The organism is Kribbella koreensis (assembly GCF_039525325.1).
GTDB classification, from domain to species: Bacteria; Actinomycetota; Actinomycetes; order Propionibacteriales; family Kribbellaceae; genus Kribbella; species Kribbella koreensis.
The window spans coordinates 142,949-166,348 of sequence record NZ_BAAAHK010000006.1 but is presented as its reverse complement, the minus strand read 5'-3'; the positions used below and the strand labels follow the sequence as shown (position 1 = coordinate 166,348).

The window sequence follows — 23,400 nt, the reverse complement described above, 5'->3', positions numbered from 1 at the left end:
CTAGATCTCCGTGCGTTTCGTTACCAGTCGTTTCGGCGTTCATCTCAATCGCCCTCACCCGTTGTTGCCGGTTCGTGACCTCCAGCGTACGGGGGAGCGAAACGGGGCGAATCTGGTTGACGGTGGGGCAAAGTGGAGTAAGGTGGAGCGCAGTGGTACTGAAATGGTGGACAACAAGCTCGACCTGAGACGGAGAGTCCGCAACGGGGAGGTGGAGCGTGTTCCTTGGAACGCACTTCCCCAAGCTCGACGACAAGGGCCGACTGTTCCTGCCGGCGAAGTTCCGCGACGAATTGGCTGAAGGCCTGGTGATCACCCGGGGACAGGAGCGGTCGCTGTCCGTGTGGCCGGAAAGCGAGTTCGTGCAGATGACCGAGCAGTTGAAGCAGGCTCCGATCACCAACAAGGGTGCTCGGGACTACCTACGGATGTTGTTCGCCGGGGCCTCCAACGAGGTGCCGGACAAGCAGGGCCGGGTCACCATCCCGCCGATGCTTCGCGATTACGCAGGGCTGGATCGCGACTGTGTCGTCATCGGGGCGATGAACAGGGTGGAGATCTGGAACACGGAGAACTGGAACACGTACTCAGCGGCACAGGAGCAGGCGTTCGCCGACCTGTCCGAGGAGGTACTGCCCGGCATTTTCTGACAGCCCGAGGTAGCACCGGATCGTCCGGTGAGATCACGGGTCCGACTTCCGACCTGAGTGTTGGCGCCACTTCCCCGGCGCCAAGGCATCAGGTACTTCCCCGGAAGGCGAACCCGCGATCTGACCGGACGATTTCCGCTCCACTCTGCTCCACCACCGCCCCTCGCACGATTCGCAAGGCCGGCAGGTAAAGCTATGGAGGGGTCGAGATGGACGGTGCTGAGCGCGGAGCAGAGGGACGCCACGTCCCGGTCATGCTCGACCGCGTCGTCGCCCTGCTCGCCCCTGGCCTGCAGCACCCCGGTGCCGTCCTCGTCGACGCCACCCTCGGACTCGGCGGACACGCCGAAGCCTTCCTGCAGCGTTTCCCCGACATCCGCCTGATCGGCCTCGACCGCGATCCCGAGGCGCTGCGGCTGACCGGCGACCGGCTCGCCCCGTACGCCGAACGCGTGACGCTGGTGCACGCCGTGTACGACGAGCTGCCCCAGGTGCTGTTCGACCTGGGCATCCCGGCGATCGACGGCATCCTGTTCGACCTCGGTGTCTCCTCCATGCAGCTCGACGAGGCCGACCGCGGCTTCGCGTACTCGCAGGACGCGCCGCTGGACATGCGGATGGACAGCACCGCGCCGACGACGGCCGCGGACATCCTCAACACGTACAGCTCGGCCGAGCTGGCCCGGATCCTGTTCCAGTACGGCGAGGAGAAGTTCTCCCGCCGGATCGCGGACCGGATCGTGAAGGCCCGCGAGACCGAGCCGTTCACGAACAGCGCGCGGCTGTCCGAGCTGGTGCGCGATGCGATCCCGCAGGCGGCCCGGCGTACCGGGGGACACCCGGCGAAGCGGACCTTCCAGGCGTTGCGGATCGAGGTCAACGGCGAGCTCGAGGTACTGCGTCGCGCCCTGCCTGCTGCCGTGGCGTCGCTCGCGCTGCACGGCCGGATCGTGGTGATGAGCTACCAGTCGCTCGAGGACCGGATCGCCAAGCAGGTGCTGGCGGCCGGCGCGAAGAGCGACGTACCGGACGACCTGCCGGTGATTCCGGCGGGGCATGAGCCATACCTCAAGTTGCTGACGCGTGGAGCGGAGAAGCCGACGGAGGAAGAGGTCGCGGAGAACCCGAGGGCTGCATCGGCCCGGGTCCGAGCGGCGGAGCGCGTACGCGAGAAGGGGTTGGTGGCCTGATGAGCACTGTGTTCAGCCCGTCGAAGGCACGGGTCACTCCCGCGCAGCCGGTGGTCAAGCAGGAGCCGAAGCTCCGGGTCGTCTACGGTGCGCCGTTCCGGCCGCCGCGGATGCCGTTCGTCATCTTCGTGGTCGCGCTGCTCGCGGCCGGTCTGGTCGGGTTGCTGCTGCTCAACACCGAGCTGCAGCGTGGGACGTTCCAGGTGACCGCTCTGAACAACCAGGCTGATCAGCTGCGTGACCAGCAGGAGCAGCTGGAGAAGCAGGTCCGCACGCTGGAGGCGCCGCAGAACCTGGCGGACCGGGCGGTGCGGATGGGGATGGTGCCGAACCCGAACCCGGTCTTCCTGCGGCTCTCCGACGGCAAGGTGCTCGGCGTACCGGCGGAGGGCAAGGCCGGTACGGCGAAGGCGATGTTCGGCCCTGCGCTCCCGGCGACCAACACGCCGGTCGTACCGAAGCCGCCCGTCAAGCCGGCCACCACCAAGCCACCGGTCACAGCGACCGGCACCAAGCCGCCGGTGACCGCCAACAAGCCGCCGGTGACGGCCAACAAGCCAGCGAACAGCACCAAGCCGCCCGCGAACAACAAGCCGGCGACTACGAACAAGCCCGCGACTACTGGGGCCAACACGACGACCGGGGGATGATCGGATGACGGAGCGACGGGGCAGCGAACCGCCACGCAAACGTGGCGGCGACCCCGGCCGGGAACCCCCGCGCCGAGCCACCCCGCCGCGCCGTCGCCCCACTACAGACAGCACCGGCTCCAACACACCCCGCCCCAGAAGGCCTGCTGCAGGCGAGTCCGGCAGCAGCCGCCGCGCGGCGAGCGGTGAGCCACCGCGTCCCTCCCGCCCAGCCGCAGGCGGCCGGAGGACGTCTGCGGGCGATGGCGAGCCGCCGAAGCGGCAGCGGGCCGCCCGGGATAGCGGCAGTACGCCTCGCCGGGCAGGGCCCGGTGCTGAGGGGCGGAAGGCTGCTGGACCTCGCAAGGCCACGGGAGAGCCTCGCAAGTCTGTCGGTCGTAGCGGTGAAGTGCGGAAGGCGCGTCCGGTGGGTGGGGACGCGCCTCGGCGTACTGCCAAGAAGGCTGCTGCTGCTCGTCCGGTGCGGGCGGGGGCGGCGCCTCGGCGTACGGGTGAGCCAGCAAGGAAGCGCCCGGCCAACGGGGGACCGCGGAAGCGGCCGCCGCAGAACCGGCGTCCTCCGCGCAAGCCGCGGGTGAAGAAGCCGCCGCGCACGCTGAAGCTCGGCCGTCCCGCGCTCAGGCTGCGGATGACGTTCGGCGTGATGGCGTTCGTGCTGTCGCTGTTCGCCGGCCGCCTCATCCTGCTGCAGGGCGTCGACCCGGACTCCTACGCGCTCGCCGCGACCAAGGAGAACACCAAGCCGTTCGTACTGCACGCGACCCGCGGCGCGATCCTCGACCGCAACGGCGTGCCGCTGTCGGTCTCCGAGGACGCCGTCGCGATCACCGCCGACCCGACCCAGACCGCACCGGTCGCGGCCCAGCTGGCCAGCCTGCTGACCTCGAAGATCCCCGGTACGACGTACGCGAAGTTCTACGCCGACCTCACCCTGAAGAAGCGCTACGTGCTGCTCGCGCACCAGGTCAGCCCGCAGACCTGGAACCAGATCTCGGCCGAGATCAAGAAGCAGAACGCCGCGATCAACGAGCAGAACAAGGGCAAACCGGCCGAGGCCAAGGCGCCGCTGCTGGTCGGCCTGTTCACCGAGTCGGACCCGATCCGCAGCCACCCGCTCGGCTCGGTCGGCGCCAGCGTGGTCGGCGTCGTCGGCGACGAGGGCAAGGGCCTGGCCGGCCTGGAGTACGGGCTGAACGACAAGCTGTCCGGTTCCGACGGCAAGGCGATGTACGAGGTCGACACCAAGGGCAACAAGATCCCGAACGCCGACCACACCGTCGAGGAGCCCAAGCCCGGCGTCAGCGCGCAGCTCACCCTGGACTCCGACCTGCAGTGGTTCGCCGAGAAGCGGATCGAGGAAGCGGTCAAGCAGTGGAAGGCCGAGTCCGGCACGGTCGTGGTGATGGACGTGAAGACCGGCGAGCTGGTCGCGATGGCCAACTACCCCGGCTACGACCCGAACAAGCCGCTCAAGGGCCAGTCGCTGAAGAACAACGCGCTGGAGCAGGTCTACGAGCCGGGCAGCGTGCAGAAGGTCGTCACGATGGCCGCGCTGGCCGACGCGAACAAGATCTCGCTCGACACCAAGCTGGAGGTGCCGGGCAGCATCACCGTGCAGCGGCGCAAGATCAAGGACCACTTCGACCACGGCGTGCTGAAGCTGACCATCGCCGGGGTGATCGCCAAGTCGTCCAACGTCGGCACCATCATCGCCTCCCGCGAGATGCCGATCCCGCAGTTCGTGAAGTACCTGCACGACTTCGGCTTCGGTGAGCCGACCGGCCTGGACTTCCCCGGCGAGAGCCGGGGCGTGATGCCGCAGGGCGACGAGTGGCCCGAGCTGACCCGCTCGACGGTCGCCTTCGGGCAGGGCCTTGCCGTGAACGCCGTACAGATGACTGCCGCCGTCAACGCTGTCGCCAACGGCGGTGTCTACGTACCGCCCAAGCTGGTCAAGAACTACGTCGACTCCAACGGCAACGACATCCCCAACCCGGCCGGCCCGTCCCGCCGGGTGGTGAGCGAGACCGCTGCCAAGGAGGTCGCCACGATGATGGAGTCGGTGACCGCTGACGGCGGTACCGCGCTCCAGGCGGCCATCCCCGGCTACCGCGTCGCAGGCAAGACCGGTACGGCGCAGGAGACCGGCGAGGGCTGCGAGGGGTACTGCAAGTGGGCGACCTCCTTCGCCGGATTCGCCCCTGCAGACAACCCGCGCTTCGTTACGTACGTCGTACTGCAGAACCCGACGAATGGGCGGGGCGGTGGTTTCCAGGGAGGTCCGGTGTTCCGCGACGTGATGAGCTACGCGCTCCAGAAGTACGCAGTACCGCCGACCGGCGCGAAGCAGCCCAACGTCCCGCTGACCTGGTGACGCCGGGTCAGGTAGGTGTCACCGGGTCCGGAGCGGTAACCTCTGGGCCCGTGTCCACCCCAACCGCCGCAGGCGGAGCCGTTGCCGCGATCAGGCCGCAACGGACCGTGCCGGTCGGCCTCGCCGACCTCGTCCAGACCGCCGGAGCCAGCGCTTCGACGGACCTCGCTGACGTCTCTGTGACCGGTGTGTCACTCGACTCCCGGTCGATCCACCCGGGCGACCTGTACGCCGCCCTGCCGGGCCTGGTGACCCACGGAGCTGCCTTCGCCGCCAACGCGCAGGCGGCCGGCGCTGTCGCAGTACTGACTGACCCAGCGGGGGAGGAGCGGGCCCGAGCCACCGGCCTGCCCGTGTTGGTGGTGGCCAAGCCGCGCGACGTGCTCGGCGCCGTTGCCAGCCGCATCTACGGCGAGCCGACGAGCGGGCTGCACCTGTTGGGAATCACCGGTACGAACGGCAAGACGACGACGAGCTTCCTGCTCGACTCGGTGCTGAAGACTCTCGGCCGGTCCGCGCTGATCGGCACGATCGAGACCCGGATCGGCGACGAGGCGGTCAAGAGCGCCCGGACGACGCCGGAAGCCACCGATCTGCAGGCGTTGTTCGCGGTGATGCGGGAGAAGGCCGTCGCCTGGTGCGCGATGGAGGTCTCCAGCCACGCGCTCGCGATGGGCCGGGTGGACGGCGCGCGGTTCGCGGTCGCCGGGTTCACCAACCTGACGCAGGACCACCTGGACTTCCACAAGACTTTCGAGGAGTACTTCGCCGCCAAGGCGTCGCTGTTCACCCCGGAGCGCTGCGACCTGGCCGTGGTGAACATCGACGACGAGTACGGTCGCCGTCTCGCCGCGCAGACGGTTGTTCCGCTGGTGACCGTCTCGACCACCCGCGACGCCGACTGGACCGTCGGCGGCACGCACCAGTCCGAGCACGGGACGACGGTGATCGACATCCAGGGGCCGGACGAGGCGCTGACCGTCGAGATCGGGCTGCCTGGCGATTTCAACGTGGCGAACGCGCTGCTGGCGACGGTGATGCTGCGGCAGATCGACGTACCGGCCGAGGCGATCGCTGCCGGGTTGCAGCACGCCGCGGTACCGGGCCGGATGGAGACCTTCAGCCGCGCCGACGGTCTCAGCGTGATCGTCGACTACGCGCACACGCCTGACGCGGTCGAGCTCGCACTCAAAGCAGCCCGTACCGCCACCAAGGGCAAGCTTTTCGCCGTAGTCGGCTGCGGCGGCGACCGTGACCCCGGCAAGCGGCCCGCGATGGGCGCTGCCGCAGCCCGCGCGGCCGACGTCGTGATCGTCACCGACGACAACCCGCGCAGCGAAGACCCGGCGACAATCCGTGCCGCGGCGATCGAAGGCGCTCGGGCCGCAGTTCCCGCCGTGGATCTGCAGGAGGTCGGCGACCGTCGGCAGGCGATCGCGACCGCGATCAGGCTGGCCGGGCCCGGCGACACCGTGGTGGTGCTGGGCAAGGGCCATGAGACCGGCCAGGACGTCGGCGGCGTGATCCACCCGTTCGACGACCGGCAGACCGTGCGCGAGCTGATCGCGGCGACCGGAGAGGCAGCAGTGTGATCCCCCTCAGTTGTGCCCAGATCGCCGAAGCAGTGGGCGGTGAGCTGGCCGGGGTCGATCCCGCCGCGATCGTCGACGGCAGCGTCGAGCGGGATTCCCGCGCGATCACCGCGGGTGGCCTGTTCCTCGCCTTCGCCGGTGCGAACGTCGACGGGCACGATTACGTCCCAGCGGTGACCGCTGCCGGCGCGACCGTCTCGATCACCACGCGGCCGGTCGACGGCAGCCCGTGCATCGTGGTCGCCGACGTACAGACGGCGGTCGGCGAACTGGCGAGATACGTCATCTCGCAGCTGCCCGACCTGACCGTGATCGGCCTGACCGGCTCGCAGGGCAAGACCAGCACCAAGGACCTGATCGCCCAGCTGCTCGCGCCGTACGGCTCGACGGTGGCCGCGGCCGGCTCGATGAACAACGAGATCGGCCACCCGCTGACCTCGCTGAAGGCGGACCTGACCACGCGTTTCCTGGTCGCGGAGATGGGCGCCCGGCATGTCGGCGACATCACCTACCTGTGCCGGATCACGCCGCCGAAGGTCGGGCTGGTGCTCAACGTCGGCCACTCGCACATCGGCGAGTTCGGCAGCCAGGACGCGATCGCCGCCGCCAAGGGCGAGATGATCGAGGCCGTACTTGCGGGCGGAACCGCCGTACTCAACGCAGACGACCCACGCGTCGCCGCGATGGCCGCCCGGACGAGCGAGAACGTCGTGTTCTGGGGCGAGGCACCTGAGGCGACCGTCCGGGCCAACGGGGTCGAGCTCGACGCGCTGGGCCGGGCGGGCTTCACGCTGGAGCTAGGCGGCGAACAGCACGCGGTGCAGCTGCAGGTCGTCGGGGAGCATCAGGTCGCCAACGCGCTGGCCGCGGCGGCCGCCGTCCAGGCGGTCGGGCTGACTCCCGCCCAGATCGCGGAGGGGCTCAGCACTGCCACCGCCGCGTCGAAGTGGCGGATGGAGGTGACCGAGCGCGCGGACGGCGTGACGATCATCAACGACGCGTACAACGCGAACCCCGAGTCGATGCGCGCGGCGCTCAAGGCGCTGGTCGCGATCGGCCGGAGCCGCGCAGGGCAGGCCGGAGCAGGGCAGGCCGGAGCAGGGCAGGCCGGCGGTGGGCGGACCTGGGCGGTGCTAGGCCCGATGGGTGAGCTGGGGGACAGCCACACCGAGGAGCATGACGCGATCGGCCGGCTGGCTGTCCGGCTGGACGTGCAGCGGCTGGTGGTCGTCGGTGAGGGGGCCCGCCCGATCCACCTCGGCGCCTCGCTGGAAGGATCCTGGGGCAACGAGTCGGCGTACGTCGACAGCTTCGACGAAGCACTCGAGTTGCTTCGCAAGGAATTGCAGCAGGGAGACGTGGTGCTGGTGAAGGCGTCCCGATTCGTCGGGCTGGACCGGCTGGCGACCGCCCTGCTCGAGGAGGCTTCGCAGTGATCTCGATCCTGTTGGCCGGTGCCATCTCGATGGTGCTGACGCTGGTCGGAACCCGCGGGGCGATCACCCTGCTGGCCCGCCGTGGATACGGGCAGGAGATCCGCGACGACGGCCCGACCTCGCACCACACCAAGCGCGGCACCCCGACGATGGGCGGCACGGTCTTCATCGTCGCGACCATCGTGGGCTACTTCGCCGCGAAGATCTTCACCGGCCGGGCGCCGAGCGCCTCGGCGCTGCTGGTGCTGTTCCTGTTCGCCGGGATGGGCGCGGTCGGCTTCCTCGACGACTTCATCAAGATCTTCCGGCAGCGCAGCCTGGGCCTGCGCAGCAAGGCGAAACTGGCCGGCCAGACGATGGTCGCGGTCGCCTTCGCGGTACTGGCCCTGCAGTTCCCCGACGAGCGCGGGCAGAAGCCGGCCTCGCCGTTCATCTCGTTCATCCGCGACATCGAGTGGCTGCACCTGCTGCCGGTCCTGGTCGTGATCTGGATCCTGCTGCTGATCGCCGGCATGTCGAACGGCGTCAACCTGGCCGACGGCCTGGACGGTCTGGCGACCGGCGCGTCGATGATGGTGTTCGGCGCGTACACGCTGATCTGCATCTGGCAGAACAACCAGAGTTGCGCGACCGCGCCGGGCTCGAAGTGCTACGAGATCCGCGATCCGCTCGACCTGGCGGTGGTCGCGGCCGCCCTCACCGGCGCGTTGTTCGGCTTCCTGTGGTGGAACGCGTCGCCGGCCAAGATCTTCATGGGCGACACCGGTTCGCTGTCGCTGGGTGGCGCGGTGGCCGGCTTCGCGGTGATGACCCGGACCGAGCTGCTGGTGCTGCTGCTCGGCGGCCTGTTCGTCATCATCACCGCCTCGGTGATCCTGCAGGTCAGCTGGTTCAAGATCACCAAGAAGACCGGCGGCGTCGGGAAACGGTTGTTCCGGATGGCGCCGCTGCAACACCACTTCGAGATGCTCGGCTGGGAACAGGTGAACGTGGTGATCCGGTTCTGGATCATCTCCGGCCTGTGCGTCGCGATGGGTCTCGGCTTGTTCTATGCGGAATGGGTGGCCGGATGAGCCTCACGACACGGACCGACGACGGCTGGGCGACGACGCGCTTCGTCGTACTGGGCTTCGGTACCGCGGGCTACGCCTGCGCCGACTCCCTGCTGCAGGCAGGCGCCGAGCACGTCACCGTCCTCGACGACCGCGACAACGAGGCGCTGCGCGAGAAGGCGCTGATCCTCGAGACACTGGGCGCCGACATCAACCTCGGCGAGGGCAGTACTGCGGGACTGCCGGCCGACGTCGAGGTCGTCGTCACGTCACCCGGCATCCCGCCCCACGCGCCGCTGCTCGCGACCGCCGTCGAGCGCGGGATCCCCGTCTGGAGTGAGATCGAGCTCGCCTGGCGCCTGCGCGATCCCGCCAACGCGGCCCCTTGGCTCTGCATCACCGGTACCAACGGCAAGACCACGACGGTCCAGATGCTGACCTCGATCCTGACCGCGGCCGGCCACCGGGCAGTTGCCGCAGGCAACGTCGGGCTGCCGCTGCTGGAAGCCGTGATGGATCCCGAGCCGTACGACGTGATCGCGGTCGAACTGTCCAGCTACCAGTTGCACTTCACCGACTCGATGTCGGCGCACTCGGCCGCCGTCCTGAACATCGCGCCCGACCACGTCGACTGGCACGGCTCGATGGACGCCTACACGACCGCGAAGGGCAAGATCTACGAGAACTGCCAGGTCGCCTGCGTCTACAACGTCGCAGACCCCGCGACCGAACAGCTCGTCGAGGAAGCCGACGTGATCGAGGGCTGCCGCGCGATCGGCTTCACCCTCGGTACGCCGGCCATCTCGATGCTGGGCCTGGTCGACGACCTGCTGGTCGATCGAGCCTTCGTCGAACAACGAGCCAGCTCAGCCCTCGAGATCGCCAGCCTCGCCGACATCACGCCCGCCGCACCGCACAATGTCGCGAACGCGCTCGCGGCCGCTGCCTTGGCCCGAGCGTTCGGCGTACCGGCGTCAGCGGTCCGTGACGGGTTGCGGGTGTTCCGCCCGGACGCGCACCGGATCGCGACCGTCGGCGAGGTTGCCGGCGTCAACTACATCGACGACTCCAAGGCCACCAACCCGCACGCCGCGCAGGCCTCCCTGCTCGCCTACGACCCGGTCGTGTGGATCGCCGGTGGGCAGGCGAAGGGCGCGACCTTCGACGAGCTGGTGATCGCTGCCAGGGAACGGTTGCGCGGCGTCGTACTGCTCGGCCAGGACAAGGTCGTGATCGCCGAAGCACTTGCCCGACACGCGCCGGATGTCCCGGTGATCATCGTGGAGGCGACGGACACTGGAGCCATGGAGACCGTGGTGGGGGAGGCGGCGAAGCTGGCACAGGTGGGGGACACCGTGCTGCTCGCGCCCGGCTGCGCTTCCTGGGACATGTTCGCCAACTATGGAGCCCGCGGAGACGCCTTCGCCGAAGCCGTACTGCGGCTGGGCGACAACTGATCCGGAGGTGATCGCATGACGACGATCACGGATCAGCCGGGTGGACCGTCCAAGGGGCAGTCGAAGGACAGGACCGCAGCGACCGAACGCCCGTGGCTGGCGGCGATCAAGGACGTGCTCGACCGGCCGCTGACGTCGTACCACATCCTGCTCGGCGCCACCGGGCTGCTGCTCGTGCTCGGGCTGCTGATGGTGCTGTCCGCGTCCAGCGTGCTGTCGTACCGGGCCAACCAGGGCAACCAGTACGCGATCTTCTACCGCCAGCTGATCTGGGTCGGGGTGGGTCTGCCGATGGCGTACGTCGCCTCGCGGATGACGCCCCGGCACTTCCGGATGCTGGCGTACATCGCGCTGCTCGGATCGGTCTTCATGCTCGTCCTGACCTACGTGCCGGGACTCGGCGTCGGCGTCAAGGGCAACACGAACTGGCTGAACCTCGGTGGGCCGCTGCAGCTGCAGCCAAGTGAGTTCGCCAAGCTCGCGCTGGTGATGTGGTGCGCGGATCTCTATGCCCGCAAGCAGAAACTGCTCACCCAGTGGAAGCACCTGCTGGTCCCGATGGTGCCGGTCTGCGGTCTGGTGATCGCGCTCGTCGTCGGCCAGCACGACCTCGGTACGGCGCTGGTCCTGATGGCCGTGATGATCGGGATGATCTGGATCGTCGGCGCGCCCACCCGGCTGTTCGTGGCGACGATCGTGGTGGTCGGCACGATCGCGGCGTACTTCGTCACCACCGCGCAGCACCGGATGGACCGGCTGCTCAACTTCACCAACCCGCTGGCCGACCCCGGTGGCGTCGGCTGGCAGGCGTACCACTCGTTCTACGCGCTCTCCACCGGTGGCTGGTGGGGCGTCGGGATCGGCAACAGCCGGCAGAAGTGGGGCAACCTGCCCGAGGCGCACACCGACTTCATCTTCTCGGTGATCGGCGAGGAGCTCGGGCTGATCGGCTCACTCACCGTGCTGGCCCTGTTCTTGATGCTGGCCTACGTCGGCGTCCGGATCGCGACCCGCAATTCGGACCCCTTCGTCCGCTATGCGTCCGCCGGAATCACCGTGTGGCTGATGGCCCAGACGCTCGTCAACCTGGGCGCCGTGATCGGACTGCTACCCATCGTGGGTATCCCGCTCCCGCTTTTGTCGTACGGTGGGTCCGCACTGCTGCCGACGCTGATCGCGATCGGCATGTTGCTGTCCTTCGCGAAGGCCGAACCCGGCGCGCAGGCCGCTCTCAAGGAGATCCGGCGGCCCCGATTCGGGTGGATGTCTTCGTGGCGCACACCTGGCCGTACTGGCCGTGAGAACACGCGGGAGCGTTGAAAGCTGTGCCGAGCATCGTCCTGGCCGGTGGTGGTACCGCCGGCCATACTTCCCCCCTGATCGCTACCGCCGACGCCTTGCGCCGGATCGACCCGACGGTCGAGATCCTCGCCCTCGGGACCGAGCGCGGACTCGAGGTCCGGGTCGTGCCCGAGGCCGGGTACCGGCTCGAGCTGATTCCGCCCGTCCCGTTGCCGCGCAAGCCCACGCCGGCCCTGTTCGCCGTACCGGGCAAGATGCTCAGCTCGGTCAGCGCGGCCCGCAAGGTGCTCGACGAGGCCAAGGCGGACGTGCTGGTCGGCTTCGGCGGGTACGTGTCCACCCCGGCGTACGTCGCCGCCTGGCGCCGCAAGACGCCGATCGTCGTGCACGAGGGCAACGCGACCCCGGGCATCGCGAACAAGTTCGCCGCCCGCTACTGCACCGAGAACGTCATCACCTCCTTCCCCGGCACGGACCTGCCGCACGCCCAGTACGTCGGGCTGCCGATCCGCCGGGCCATCTCGACGCTCGACCGGGCCGCGCTGCGGGCCGAGGCGCGTGAGTTCTTCGGGCTCGACCCGGAGGCGCCGACCGTCTTCATCACCGGTGGATCGCAGGGCGCCCGGCAGCTGAACGAGGCGTTCGGCGGGGCCGCGGCCGACCTGCTCGCCGCCGGCGTCCAGGTGATCCACGCGATCGGCTCCAAGAACAGCCTCGAGGTCGCCCAGACCGGGCCGTATCCGTACCGGGTGCTCAACTACATCGACCGGATGGACTACGCGTACGCCGCCGCCGATCTGGTCGTCTGCCGCTCGGGTGCGAACGCGGTCACCGAGGCGTCGGGTGTCGGCCTGCCGGCCATCTACGTTCCGTTGCCGCACGGTAACGGTGAGCAGCGCCAGAACGCCAAGGCCGTGGTCGAGGCCGGCGGTGGCCTGCTGGTCGACAACGCCGAGGTGACTCCGGACTGGGTTCGCGCCACCGTGCCGCAACTTCTGCACGACCGCGAGCGTCTGACAGCCATGTCCAACGCAGCCAAGGGTCTGATCAAGCTGGACGCCGACGACCGGTTGGCGCGGATCATCCTCGATGTGGTGAGGTCTTCCTCGTGATCGTCACCGCACCTGACAGCCATCTACCCGCCGAGAAGCTCGGCCGGGTGCACTTCATCGGCATCGGCGGCGCCGGGATGTCCGGGATCGCCCGGATCATGGCCGCGCGCGGCATCGAGGTCTCCGGTTCGGACGGCAAGGACAGCAAGGTGCTCGGCGCCCTGCGCGCGCTCGGCGCGACCTGCTGGGTCGGCCACGCCGCCGAGCACGTCGCCGAGGTGGACACCGTGGTCGTCTCGACCGCGATCCGGGAGAACAATCCCGAGGTCGTCGCCGCGCGCGCCGCGGGCATCCCGATCCTGCCGCGAGCGGCCGCCCTGGCCTCGGTCATGGTCGGCCGGCGGACGATCGCGGTCGCCGGTACGCACGGCAAGACGACCACCACGTCGATGCTCACGGTCGCGTTGCAGCACTGCGGCGCGGACCCGTCGTACGCGATCGGCGGGAACCTGAACGAGTCCGGCTCGAACGCCCACGACGGCAGCGGTGACCTGTTCGTCGCGGAAGCCGACGAGTCCGACAAGTCCTTCCTGACCTACAGCCCCGAGGTGTCGATCGTCACCTCGGTCGAGCCGGATCACCTGGACAACTACGGCGACGAGGCCAGCTACCGGCTCGCCTTCGAGCAGTTCTGCGACCGGGTTCTGCCCGGCGGTTTCATGGTCGTCTGTTACGACGACGCCGGCGCGAGGCAGCTGGTCGAATTCGCCCGCGCCAAGGGGATCGACGTCCGGACGTACGGGGAATCGCCTGATGCGGACACCCGGGTGACCGAGCTGGTCGCGAGTGGATCGACCCAGTCGTACGTGCCGGTGTTCCACGGCCGGAAGCTGCCGGCGGTGAAGCTGCAGCAGGCCGGCAAGCACAACGCGCTGAACTCGGCGGCGGCGCTGACCGTAGGACTCGGGCTGGGCTTGTCCGCGGCCGACCTGGCCGAGGGGCTCGCTGCCTTCACCGGCACCGGCCGGCGGTTCGAGTTCAAGGGTGAGGAGGACGGTGTGCGGGTGTTCGACTCGTACGCCCACCACCCGACCGAGGTAGCCGTCGATCTGGCCGCCGCCCGGACCGTGGCGGGGGAGGGGCGAGTGATCGCCTGCTTCCAGCCGCATCTGTTCAGCCGCACGCGGATCTTCGCGACCCAGTTCTCCGAGGCGCTCGCGCTGGCCGACGAGGTCGTCGTGATGGACATCTTCGCGGCCCGCGAGGACCCGGAGCCGGGCGTCACCGGTGCGCTGATCGCCAACCACATTCCGTTGAAGCCGGATCAGGTCCGGTTCGAGCCGTCCTGGTCCGCCGTACCGCAGGTGATCGCCGACCTGGCCGAGCCGGGTGACCTGGTGGTCACTGCGGGTGCCGGCGACGTGACGCTGATCGGACCCGAGGTGCTCGGCCTGCTGGCCGAGCGGGCCGCGCTCGCGGCGGCGGCTGCGGAGTGAGTTCGCGGATGCGGTGGTGAGATGAGTCAGAGCACTGACCTTGCCCGGGCACAGGAGCGGTTCGCGCGCCGGCAGCGGTTGGTGCGCTGGCGCGGCTGGTTGCCCTGGGCGGCCGGCGGTGTGGTCGTCCTGCTCGCCGGGGTGATCGCCTGGTTGTTCTACTTCTCGTCAGTGCTCGCGGTCTCCGGGGTGAAGGTGGCCGGCGCCGATACGGTGCCGGTGGCAACCATCACCCAGGTCGCCGCGGCACCGCTGGGAACGCCGCTGGCCAAGGTCGACCTGACCGCGATCGCGGACCGGGTGCGGACGATCCAGTCGGTCGCGGACGCACAGGTGACCAGGGCCTGGCCGAACCAGCTCAAGATCGTGGTGACCGAGCGGGTGCCGGTGGTGGTCGTCACCGACGGCAGCAACTTCGAGCTGGTCGACGCGACCGGGGTGGCCTTCAAGACGGTGCCGGCCCGGCCGGTGGATCTGCCCGAGGCGCTGGTGGTCGGGACGCGGCGGGAAGTCACGATCAGTTCGGTGGTGAAGGTTTCAGCGGCTCTGCCGGAGACGCTGCGGGCGCAGGTGAACTCGATCTCGGCCGCTTCGCCGGACTCGATCACCCTCAACCTCGGGTCCAACGTGAAGGTGGTCTGGGGCAGCGCCGATGACAGTGAGCGAAAGGCCGAAGTACTCAGCGTGCTGATGAAGCGGGACGCGAAGGTCTACGACGTCTCGGCGCCCGATCTCCCTGTCACCAAAGGGGAAAAGAAGTGACCGTGCCCACATCGGGCATACATCGTGGTACCGGCGGCGAGGCGCGTGGACATTGCCGGAGCGTCTCCCGTAGCGTTCGAGGGAATCTAGGGTTGACAGAACTCTAATCATGTACTTGAGGTAAAGGCTTTTCCGTCGTCGAAGCGATCGGCGGACGGGAGGGTCCGAGGCAGGCGCAGCTCGGACGGCCAACTGGCCATAACGGGAACAGAACGAGGCGAGAGGCGCGGACGTGGCGGCACCGCAGAACTATTTGGCACTCATCAAGGTCGTCGGCATCGGCGGAGGCGGCGTCAACGCCGTCAACCGGATGATCGAGCACGGTCTGAAGGGCGTTGAGTTCATCGCCATCAACACCGACGCCCAGGCGCTGTTGATGAGCGACGCGGACGTCAAGCTCGACATCGGCCGGGAGGAGACCCGGGGCCTCGGCGCCGGCGCGAACCCGGCGATCGGGCAGAAGGCCGCCGAGGACCACGCGGAGGAGATCGAGGAGGCGCTGAAGGGCGCCGACATGGTCTTCGTCACGGCGGGTGAGGGCGGTGGCACCGGTACCGGCGGCGCGCCCGTGGTGGCCCGGATCGCCCGCTCGCTCGGCGCGCTCACCATCGGTGTGGTCACCCGGCCGTTCTCGTTCGAGGGCAAGCGCCGCGCGACCCAGGCGGAGGACGGTATCTCCGCCCTGCGTGAAGAAGTCGACACCCTGATAGTGATTCCGAATGACCGCCTCCTCACCATCTCCGACCGCGCCGTCTCCGTCCTGGACGCCTTCAAGCAGGCCGACCAGGTGCTGCTGCAGGGTGTTTCCGGTATCACCGACCTGATCACCACCCCCGGCCTGATCAACGTCGACTTCGCCGACGTCAAGGCCGTCATGTCCAACGCCGGCTCGGCGCTGATGGGGATCGGCTCGTCCCGCGGCGAGGACCGCGCGGTGGCGGCGGCCGAGGCGGCCATCTCGTCTCCGTTGCTGGAGGCAAGCATCGAGGGCGCGCACGGCGTCCTGCTGTCGATCGCGGGCGGTTCCGACCTGGGCCTGTTCGAGATCAACGAGGCCGCCCAGCTGGTCTCGGAGTCGGCGCACACCGACGCGAACATCATCTTCGGCGCCGTGATCGACGACGCGCTCGGCGACGAGGTCCGGGTGACCGTGATCGCGGCCGGCTTCGACGGCGGGATGCCGAAGCGCCGCGAGCAGGCGATGAACCAGGCCCGCCCGCAGAACAAGCTCCCCGCCGCCGGCGGCGACGTCGCCACCCAGGGGATCCCCCGCGCCACCCAGGCCGAGGCTCACACCCAGGCCCAGCAGCCGGCGAACCAGCCGCCCTACGGCACGCCGCCGGCGAACACGACGGCCGCTGCTGAGCCCGCCAACCAGAACACTGGCGGCCAGGCCGCTAATGGTCAGGGAGCTGCTGGCCAGGGCGCCGCTGGGCAAGGGAACTTCGGGCAGGGGACTGCCGGCCAGGGCGCCGGGGGCCAGGGCGGGTTCGGGCAGGGCACGACCGCAGGGTCGCCTGCGCCGAGCTACCAGCCGCCGGCGGGGACGCCGACCGACGACACCGTGCCGGTGCCCAACACGGACCAGCAGCGGGGCACCACGCACTCGGCCCGGCCGCAGGGCGGCGAGCCGGTCCGTACGGCGCAGCCGACCGGCCAGCCGTCGAGCCAGCCGCCGGTGCCGCACACGCCCGCCTCTCCGGCACCGTCTGCCCAGCCGACCCAGCACAGCTGGCCGACCACCGGCCCGTCGAACTCACCGTCCTCGCAGCCCGCTCCGCAGCGTCAGCCGCGCAAGCCGGACAACGACGAGGACGACCTCGACATCCCGGACTTCTTGAAGTAAGCGGACAACTTGTGGTGCACCGGGGCGGTGCCGGCGATCAGCCGGCGCCGACCCGGTTTCAGTTGGGTGGGGTCGGCTCGGGCTGCTGGGGGCGGTAGACCGAGACGAGGACGCCGTAGCGGGCTTCGCCCGGGCCGGCGTCCACGAGGTTGTGGACCATTTCGTCGAGGCGGGCCTGGAGTTCCTCGGCCTGGGTCTCGGTCAGGCGGACGTTGCGGAGGTTCAGCATCGGCCGGCCGGTGGCTGACTGCAGTTCGGCTGCGACCGCCTGGAGGGTGACGGCGGTGTTGGCGCGTTCGCCTTCGCCGGTGAAGTCGAACAGCTTCGCTGCGCGGCGGTAGTACTGCTCGGTCCCGCCGCGCACCTGGCGGGTCTCCACGACGCGGACCATGCCGGCGTCTCGCAGTACGCCGAGGTGGTGGGCGACGTTGCCCTTCGCCGTACCGAGTGAGGTCGCGAGCTGGCTGATCGTCGCCGCCTCCTGTCCGAGCGCGAACAGCAGTCTGTGCCGCAGTGGATGCCCCAGCGCCTTGAACTGCTCCGCGGTGGAGATCTCCAGCCGGTCCACCATCTCGTCGGTCATGGATCAAGCGTCAAGGGTTCTTGACGCTTTGTCAATCCGGGTGTTTGAATCCTCGCCATGCGCACAGACGAGATTGCCGAACTGATCGACCGGCTCGCGACCCTGGTCAGCGAGCTCTACGTGTTCCCCGAGGTCGGCGCCGAGATCGCCACCCGCCTGAAAGCGGCCGCGGCGGACGGGCGGTACGACGCCCTGGCCGAGCCCGAGGAGTTGGCGGCCCGGGTGACGGCTGACCTGCAGGAGGGCAACCAGGATCGCCACCTGCGGCTGAAGTTCCATGTCGACGAGGTGGTCGACGAGACCGATCCGGTCGCCGAGGACGCGGCGTGGCGCCGGCATGCCGAGCTGACCGCGGGCGGGATGGCCCGGGTGGAGCGGCTGGCGGGCAACATTGGTCTACTCGAGATCCGCCCGTTGATCTTCGATCCGACGCATGCCGGTGCCGCCGTGAGCGCCGCCATGTCGTTGCTGTCGGCAACTGATGCGCTGGTGATCGACCTGCGCCGCTGCCTGGGTGGTTCGCCGGACATGGTGACGTTCCTGTGCAGCCACTTCTTCGACGGCGAGCCGGTCCACCTGAACGATCTGGTCACTCCCGCCGACGGTACGGTCCGCCAGTTCTGGACCATTCCGCACCTGCCCGGGCCGCGCTTCGGTGGTACCAAGCCGATCTGGGTGCTGACCAGCTCGACCACCTTCTCGGCCGCCGAGGAACTCACCTACGACCTCCAGCAACTCGGCCGCGCCACCGTCATCGGCGAACGCACCGGCGGCGGCGCCCACCCGCGCGACGGCTTCAAACTCCACCCCCACCTCGAAGCCACCATCCCGATCAAGCGCGCCCTCAACCCCGTCTCCCACACCAACTGGGAAGGCACCGGCGTCATCCCCGACCTGGAACTCCCCGCCCCAAGCGCATTCAACGAGGCCTACAGCCAAGCCCTCGACCACGTCCTCGCCCTCCCCACCGACCCCGCCCGTCGCGCGCTGACCGACGAGGCGCGCGAAGCGCGCGAGGCACTGAGCGCCGCCCCCGCGCACGCCGACGCTCCGCGCTGACCCTCGACCCGGCTCCCACTCCGCGCTGTGCGCGCGCACCTCGCTCTTCCCCGTCCGCCGCGCCCGCCTGCGCAGCAGGTGGGCGCGGCGGACGGATAGCCTTTGAATGTGTTCGGTTATGACGAGGTTCGAGATGGTGTCCGCTTCGCCTTCACCGATCGGTTCGGGGGAGCGAGCCAACCGCCGTACGGGGAACTGAACCTGGGGAGTGCGCAGGGGGACGAGGCTTCAGCGATCGCCGAGAACTTCCGGCTGGTCGCGACCGAGTTCGGGGTCGCGCCGGAGCGGGTTATCCGGGTCAACCAGGTCCACGGCCCCGACGTCCACGTCGTCGGACCCGGCGACATCGCGATCGACCCGCGCCCGCGCGCCGACGCGATGGTGACCACCCAGTCCGATGTCGTGCTCTGCGTCCGCGCCGCCGACTGCCTCCCCGTCCTCCTCGCGGACCAGACCAATGGCGTGATCGGCGCCGCCCACTCGGGCCGCAAAGGCCTGTACGTCGGGGTGGTACCGGCCACCGTCAAGGCGATGCGCGCCCTCGGAGCCAAGCACATCACCGCAGTACTCGGCCCGTACGCCTGCGGAAACTGCTACGAGGTCCCCGCCGACATGCGAGCCGAGGTCGCCGAGCGTGTCCCGGCCTCGTACGCCGAGACGAGCTGGGGCACCCCGTCGATCGACGTCGCCGCCGGTGTCGCCGCCCAGCTGGCCGAGCTCGACTGCACCGTCGTCAAGGCGACCGCCTGCACGATCGAGTCGGAGAACCTCTACTCGTACCGCCGTGAAGGCGCCGTCAGCGGCCGGATGGCCGGCCTGATCAGGCTGCCGTCGAGACTGGCCGCCGCGTGACCGGCACCCGGGAGGAGGAGCTCAGCGCCAACGTCAAGGCGGCACGTGAGCGGATCCAGGCGGCCTGTGTGGCGGCCGGGAGGCCTGAGGGGGCGGTCACCCTCATCGGGATCACCAAAACCTTCCCGATCAGCGATGTACGGGCACTGGCGGCGCTCGGAGTACGGGACCTGGGCGAGAACCGGGAACAGGAGCTCAAGGTCAAGGCGCCCGACTGCCAGGACGTCACCTGGCACTTCGTCGGCCAGCTGCAGTCGAACAAGGCCCGTTCGGTCGTCCGCAACGCCTCGGTGGTGCACTCGGTCGACCGGTCGTCCCTGGTGACGGCACTGTCCCGGGCTGCAGTCGACGAAGGCCGGGTCCTGCGCTGCCTGCTGCAGGTGAGCCTGGCGGAGTACGGGCGGGAAGAGGTGGCGACGGGGATGAGCCGCGGTGGCGTCGCGCCTGCCGACGTACCGGCGCTGGCCGCTGAGGTCACCGCGGCTGACGGGCTGGAGCTGGGTGGTGTGATGGCCGTGGCGCCGCTCGGGTCCGATCCCGACGAGGCATTCGCCGGCCTGGAAGCAGTAGCGTCCCGGCTACGCTCCGAACATCCGGGCGCGGACTGGATCTCCGCTGGGATGAGCGGCGATCTGGAGGCCGCGATCAGGCGTGGGGCGACACACGTTCGGCTCGGGCGCGCATTACTCGGTACACGTACTCCTCTGGGCTAGTGTCGACATCGAGACTCGACCGAAGGGCTGGAGGGCCATGAGCGGCGCGTTGCGCAAGATGGGTGTGTACCTCGGCTTGGTCGAGGACGGCGAGCGGTACAACGCGCGCTATGACGACGAGTACGACGACGGCTACGACGACGAGTACGACGAAGAAGCCGTCGACGGGGAGTCCGACGAGACCGCGCCGGTGCCGGATCGCGGCGCCGAGCAGCAGGTCGGCACGGTCAGCAAGTTTCCAGATCGACGTGGCGTCACCGCTTCATCCCCGGAGGTTACCGAGTTGGCCCGCATCACCACCGTGCACCCGCGCAGCTACAACGAGGCGCGCGTGATCGGTGAGCACTTCCGCGACGGTACCCCCGTCATCATGAACCTGACCGAGATGGACCACGCGGACGCCAAGCGGCTGGTGGACTTCGCCGCCGGGCTGATCTTCTGCTGCCGGGGCTCGATCGAGCGGATCACCACCAAGGTCTTCCTGGTCTGCCCGCCGAACGTGACGCTGGCCGCGGAGGAGAAGGAAAAGATCGCCGCCGACGGGTTCTACAACCAGAGCTGAGGACGTGGCTTCGGCCGTCTTCTACACTCTTGTCTGACATGGATGCTCTCGTGCTCGTCCTCGGTGTTCTGAGCTGGGTTCTGCTCGCCTTCTTCCTGATGCTGGTGGCCCGGTTCGTCCTCAGCCTGATCGTGATGTTCGCGCCGCAATGGCACCCGAAAGGGCCGCTGCTGTTGCTGTTCGAGCTGATCTACTCGGTGACCGATCCGTTTCTCCGGCCACTGCGCCGGATCCTGCCGCCGATCGGCGCGGGTGGCATCCGGGTCGACCTGTCGATGCTGATGTTGTTCGTCCTCGTCTCGCTGGCGATGTCGATCAACTCCACCGCGATCCGGTCGATCTGAGCCGTGACGACAAGCGTGAGGATGCGACCAGCTGGGTAGGAGCCGCCCGGAAACACCGACCATGGGGACCGTTATCGCCCGCCCGGATTCCGCCAGAACACAACGAAGCGATAACGTGATCTACTGAGTCGCCGAGGTCCAGGCCACGACGACTCCGCCAAGACACAGACAAACGAGGTGAAAGATGCCGCTGACGCCGGATGACGTCCGCTCGAAGCAGTTCACGCCCGTCCGATTGCGGGAGGGCTACGACGTCACTGAGGTCGACTCCTTCCTCGACGAGGTCGAAGCAGAGCTCGAGCGACTTCTCGCCGAGAACGAGGAGCTGCGGGCCAAGCTTGCCGCGGCCCAGCGCGCCGGCAGTGGGCAGGACCGCCCGGTGGTCGACCAGACCGCCGCCCTGCCGCCTGTCGTGCAGCAGCCCAAGCCGGCCCCCGTGGTCGTCGAGAAGCCCAAGGAAGAGCCGCCGCCAGTCGTCGCTCCGGTTGTAGCCGCCGCGGGGGCTGCTGCGGCAGCAGGAACCGTCGGCGACGCCTCCAGCTCCGCCGTGCGGCTGCTGGAGATGGCCACCAAGCACTCCGACGACCTGGTCCAGGAGGCGAAGGACACCGCCGACAAGATCATCGGCGAGGCCCGCGCCAAGGCCGAGCGGCTGGAGAACGAGGCACGGGGCAAGGCCGACCGGATGACCGGTGAGGCTCGCGCCCGGGCCGAGAAGCTCGACGGCGAGATCGCCGAGCGCCGTGCTCAGATGCTCGGCACGCTGGAGAAGCAGAAGGGTCAGCTCGAGCGCACCATCGACGACCTGCACGCGTACGAGCGTGAGTACCGCAGCCGCCTGAAGACGTACTTCACCGAGCAGCTCAAGGCGCTCGGCAACGGCGACGACACGCTCAGCCCGCGCAACGGCTTCCGCCCGGAGGCCCGCGCCCAGGCTCACGGCCACGGCGTTTAAGCACTAACCTGTAGTGACGTAGTACCTGGTCTTTGGCGTGACTAGGGGCGGTGCTAATCCGGCAGCACCGCCTCTTTGTCATGTCCGGACTTTTCTGACTCAGGGTTGTTCTTTCGTGACTAAGGGTCCCCACTGCCGGCCGCCGGAATTCACGGCCAGCTGAGTGGGGCCTTCTGTCCGCTGAGCGTCGCGACATCGGTGATCCGCAGCCGGTAGGGCGTCAGTCTCAGGAGCGAGACGATTTCGCTCGGCGGTCCGTCCGCGAAGACGGACCAGAAGTCGAACCCCAGTGGTTCGGGGGCATCGCGGTACAGCTCCCAGACGCGTTGCCGGGTCGGCACGTCGTCGATCCACTCCGCCCGGCAGTCCGCGAACGCGGTGTCGTGGCTCGGATCCCAGTAGCTGCAGCTCAGGTACGGCGAGTTGGCCAGGTGGGCCACCTTGACCGGAGTCGGCCTGGTGACGATCCAGCCGACCAGCTGGTCGCCGTCGAGCTCCCAGTACGGATGCAGGATCCGTGACCGCGGCCGGCCGTGCCGGTCGACCGTCGCCACCGTGCACCAGACGATCCGGTGCGCCACCTCGATGAACTCCTTCTGCACATTTTCCACAACCATGGTTGTAGATTATCCGATGCACAACCATGGTTGTACAGTTCTGGGCATGGCAGCCTTCGACCCCGCCGATGCCGACCTCTCGCTGGCCTCCCTCTTCACCGGCTGGGCCCTCGCCGACGAACTCCAGCGCCGCCTGGCCGTCGACGGCTTCGAGGACTCACGCTTCGCCGACGGCGTGATCTTCCAGCATCTGGTCACCGCACCTGTGACGATCAGCACTCTCGCCGACCTCCTGGGCGTCACCCAGCAAGCCGCCTCGAAGTCGGTCGCCGACCTGCAAGCGCGTGGCTACCTTTCCCGCGCCGCGGACCCCACCGACGCCCGAGCCAAACTCGTCACCCTCACCCCTCGCGGCCAGGCGATCATCGCCGCTGCCCGCAAACACCGAGCCGCCATCGACCGCGAACTCCAAAAGGCACTGGGCCCCGACCGGGTCGAGTCCGCCCGCCAACTCCTGATCGACGCCCTCCACCACCTCAACGCAACCCCAGCCCTCAAGTCCCGCCAAGTCCGCCCACCCACCTAACCCCTCCGCAATCAGTCGCCAACAGCAACGACCCGACCCCCCCCCACGCACGCACAACCCCCCGAGCAATCGCTCACCCCTGGCGTGTCGGGCCAGTCAGCGGGAGTTGTGCATGCACGGCGATCCGCCCCGCGACGAACCGACTCATCCGGCCTGATCCGGCCTGATCCGGCCTGATCCGGCCTGATCGGGCGCCGGCTGGCGGGTTATTCGGCCGCTGGCGACCTGTAGGGCGTCAGCGGCCGAAGGAACGCCGTTCGCCGGCGGGTTCTTGTACCGCCGGCGTGATGCTGACGTCGGCGGGCCGAAGAGCTGTCAGTGGCCGGCTGG

21 protein-coding genes and 1 pseudogene are annotated in these 23,400 nt (G+C 69.0%); 20 read left to right on the top strand and 2 right to left on the bottom strand.

Annotated elements, in window-relative coordinates:
- The first annotated feature begins 218 nt into the window (after nucleotides 1-218).
- The 13 genes and pseudogenes from mraZ to ftsZ form a co-directional block, all read left to right on the top strand.
- Nucleotides 219-650 (top strand): division/cell wall cluster transcriptional repressor MraZ, encoded by a 432-nt coding sequence (mraZ, locus tag ABD116_RS13110; protein ID WP_328322582.1) that lies wholly within the window; start codon nucleotides 219-221, stop codon nucleotides 648-650.
- Between the two features lie 209 nt (nucleotides 651-859).
- Nucleotides 860-1,840 carry a 16S rRNA (cytosine(1402)-N(4))-methyltransferase RsmH gene (gene rsmH, locus ABD116_RS13105; RefSeq protein ID WP_343968513.1) on the top strand — a complete coding sequence of 327 codons (981 nt, stop codon included), beginning with the start codon at nucleotides 860-862 and terminating at the stop codon, nucleotides 1,838-1,840.
- Nucleotides 1,840-2,490: a cell division protein FtsL gene (gene ftsL / locus ABD116_RS13100; protein WP_343968511.1), complete on the top strand. Its 651-nt coding sequence runs from the start codon at nucleotides 1,840-1,842 to the stop codon at nucleotides 2,488-2,490. The genes rsmH and ftsL overlap by 1 nt, the downstream gene beginning before the upstream one ends.
- A 406-nt stretch (nucleotides 2,491-2,896) precedes the next feature.
- Complete coding sequence (locus tag ABD116_RS13095; protein ID WP_343968509.1) at nucleotides 2,897-4,864, top strand: peptidoglycan D,D-transpeptidase FtsI family protein; 1,968 nt, start codon at nucleotides 2,897-2,899, stop codon at nucleotides 4,862-4,864.
- A 50-nt stretch (nucleotides 4,865-4,914) separates the two neighbouring features.
- Nucleotides 4,915-6,456, top strand: a complete 1,542-nt coding sequence (locus ABD116_RS13090; protein ID WP_343968508.1) for a UDP-N-acetylmuramoyl-L-alanyl-D-glutamate--2,6-diaminopimelate ligase — start codon at nucleotides 4,915-4,917, stop codon at nucleotides 6,454-6,456.
- A complete protein-coding gene (locus tag ABD116_RS13085) occupies nucleotides 6,453-7,892 on the top strand; it encodes a UDP-N-acetylmuramoyl-tripeptide--D-alanyl-D-alanine ligase (protein WP_343968507.1) in 1,440 nt (479 codons plus the stop codon). Before ABD116_RS13090 ends, ABD116_RS13085 begins: the two co-directional genes overlap by 4 nt.
- Complete coding sequence (gene mraY / locus ABD116_RS13080; protein ID WP_343968505.1) at nucleotides 7,889-8,965, top strand: phospho-N-acetylmuramoyl-pentapeptide-transferase; 1,077 nt, start codon at nucleotides 7,889-7,891, stop codon at nucleotides 8,963-8,965. The genes ABD116_RS13085 and mraY overlap by 4 nt, the downstream gene beginning before the upstream one ends.
- A complete protein-coding gene (gene murD / locus ABD116_RS13075; RefSeq protein WP_343968503.1) occupies nucleotides 8,962-10,401 on the top strand; it encodes a UDP-N-acetylmuramoyl-L-alanine--D-glutamate ligase in 1,440 nt (479 codons plus the stop codon). The genes mraY and murD overlap by 4 nt, the downstream gene beginning before the upstream one ends.
- Nucleotides 10,402-10,416: 15 nt before the next feature.
- Nucleotides 10,417-11,721: a putative lipid II flippase FtsW gene (gene ftsW, locus ABD116_RS13070; protein ID WP_343968501.1), complete on the top strand. Its 1,305-nt coding sequence runs from the start codon at nucleotides 10,417-10,419 to the stop codon at nucleotides 11,719-11,721.
- A gap of 5 nt (nucleotides 11,722-11,726) precedes the next feature.
- On the top strand, nucleotides 11,727-12,815 hold the full coding sequence (murG, locus tag ABD116_RS13065; protein WP_343968499.1) for an undecaprenyldiphospho-muramoylpentapeptide beta-N-acetylglucosaminyltransferase: 1,089 nt from the start codon (nucleotides 11,727-11,729) through the stop codon (nucleotides 12,813-12,815).
- Complete coding sequence (gene murC / locus ABD116_RS13060; protein ID WP_343968497.1) at nucleotides 12,812-14,251, top strand: UDP-N-acetylmuramate--L-alanine ligase; 1,440 nt, start codon at nucleotides 12,812-12,814, stop codon at nucleotides 14,249-14,251. The genes murG and murC overlap by 4 nt, the downstream gene beginning before the upstream one ends.
- Before the next feature lie 21 nt (nucleotides 14,252-14,272).
- Nucleotides 14,273-15,013 (top strand): cell division protein FtsQ/DivIB, encoded by a 741-nt coding sequence (locus tag ABD116_RS13055; RefSeq protein WP_343968495.1) that lies wholly within the window; start codon nucleotides 14,273-14,275, stop codon nucleotides 15,011-15,013.
- 232 nt (nucleotides 15,014-15,245) lie between these two features.
- Nucleotides 15,246-16,241 (top strand): annotated as a pseudogene (gene ftsZ, locus ABD116_RS13050) (cell division protein FtsZ); the annotation flags it as partial.
- Nucleotides 16,242-16,917: 676 nt separating this feature from the next.
- On the opposite strand, the gene ABD116_RS13045 reads toward ftsZ, so the two are convergent.
- Nucleotides 16,918-17,442: an ArsR/SmtB family transcription factor gene (locus ABD116_RS13045; protein WP_343968493.1), complete on the bottom strand. Its 525-nt coding sequence runs from the start codon at nucleotides 17,440-17,442 to the stop codon at nucleotides 16,918-16,920.
- Nucleotides 17,443-17,499: 57 nt separating this feature from the next.
- Here ABD116_RS13045 and ABD116_RS13040 point away from each other — a divergent pair, with 57 nt between their 5' ends.
- From ABD116_RS13040 to ABD116_RS13015, 6 genes are all read left to right on the top strand, one after another.
- Nucleotides 17,500-18,501 (top strand): S41 family peptidase, encoded by a 1,002-nt coding sequence (locus tag ABD116_RS13040; protein ID WP_343968491.1) that lies wholly within the window; start codon nucleotides 17,500-17,502, stop codon nucleotides 18,499-18,501.
- Between the two features lie 108 nt (nucleotides 18,502-18,609).
- Nucleotides 18,610-19,353 (top strand): peptidoglycan editing factor PgeF, encoded by a 744-nt coding sequence (gene pgeF, locus ABD116_RS13035; RefSeq protein WP_343968490.1) that lies wholly within the window; start codon nucleotides 18,610-18,612, stop codon nucleotides 19,351-19,353.
- Entirely contained in the window at nucleotides 19,350-20,066 is a 717-nt protein-coding gene (locus ABD116_RS13030; protein WP_343968489.1) for a YggS family pyridoxal phosphate-dependent enzyme, read from the top strand. The genes pgeF and ABD116_RS13030 overlap by 4 nt, the downstream gene beginning before the upstream one ends.
- Nucleotides 20,067-20,103: 37 nt before the next feature.
- A complete protein-coding gene (locus tag ABD116_RS13025) occupies nucleotides 20,104-20,628 on the top strand; it encodes a cell division protein SepF (protein WP_343968488.1) in 525 nt (174 codons plus the stop codon).
- A gap of 38 nt (nucleotides 20,629-20,666) precedes the next feature.
- Nucleotides 20,667-20,972: a YggT family protein gene (locus ABD116_RS13020; RefSeq protein WP_343968486.1), complete on the top strand. Its 306-nt coding sequence runs from the start codon at nucleotides 20,667-20,669 to the stop codon at nucleotides 20,970-20,972.
- A 184-nt stretch (nucleotides 20,973-21,156) separates the two neighbouring features.
- Complete coding sequence (locus tag ABD116_RS13015; protein WP_343968484.1) at nucleotides 21,157-21,927, top strand: DivIVA domain-containing protein; 771 nt, start codon at nucleotides 21,157-21,159, stop codon at nucleotides 21,925-21,927.
- Between the two features lie 149 nt (nucleotides 21,928-22,076).
- Here the strand turns inward: ABD116_RS13015 and ABD116_RS13010 are convergent, their stop codons facing one another.
- Entirely contained in the window at nucleotides 22,077-22,544 is a 468-nt protein-coding gene (locus ABD116_RS13010) for a pyridoxamine 5'-phosphate oxidase family protein (RefSeq protein WP_343968482.1), read from the bottom strand.
- Between the two features lie 46 nt (nucleotides 22,545-22,590).
- Between ABD116_RS13010 and ABD116_RS13005 the strand changes: the two genes are divergently transcribed.
- Nucleotides 22,591-23,070 (top strand): MarR family winged helix-turn-helix transcriptional regulator, encoded by a 480-nt coding sequence (locus ABD116_RS13005; protein WP_343968480.1) that lies wholly within the window; start codon nucleotides 22,591-22,593, stop codon nucleotides 23,068-23,070.
- Nucleotides 23,071-23,400 lie beyond the last annotated feature (330 nt).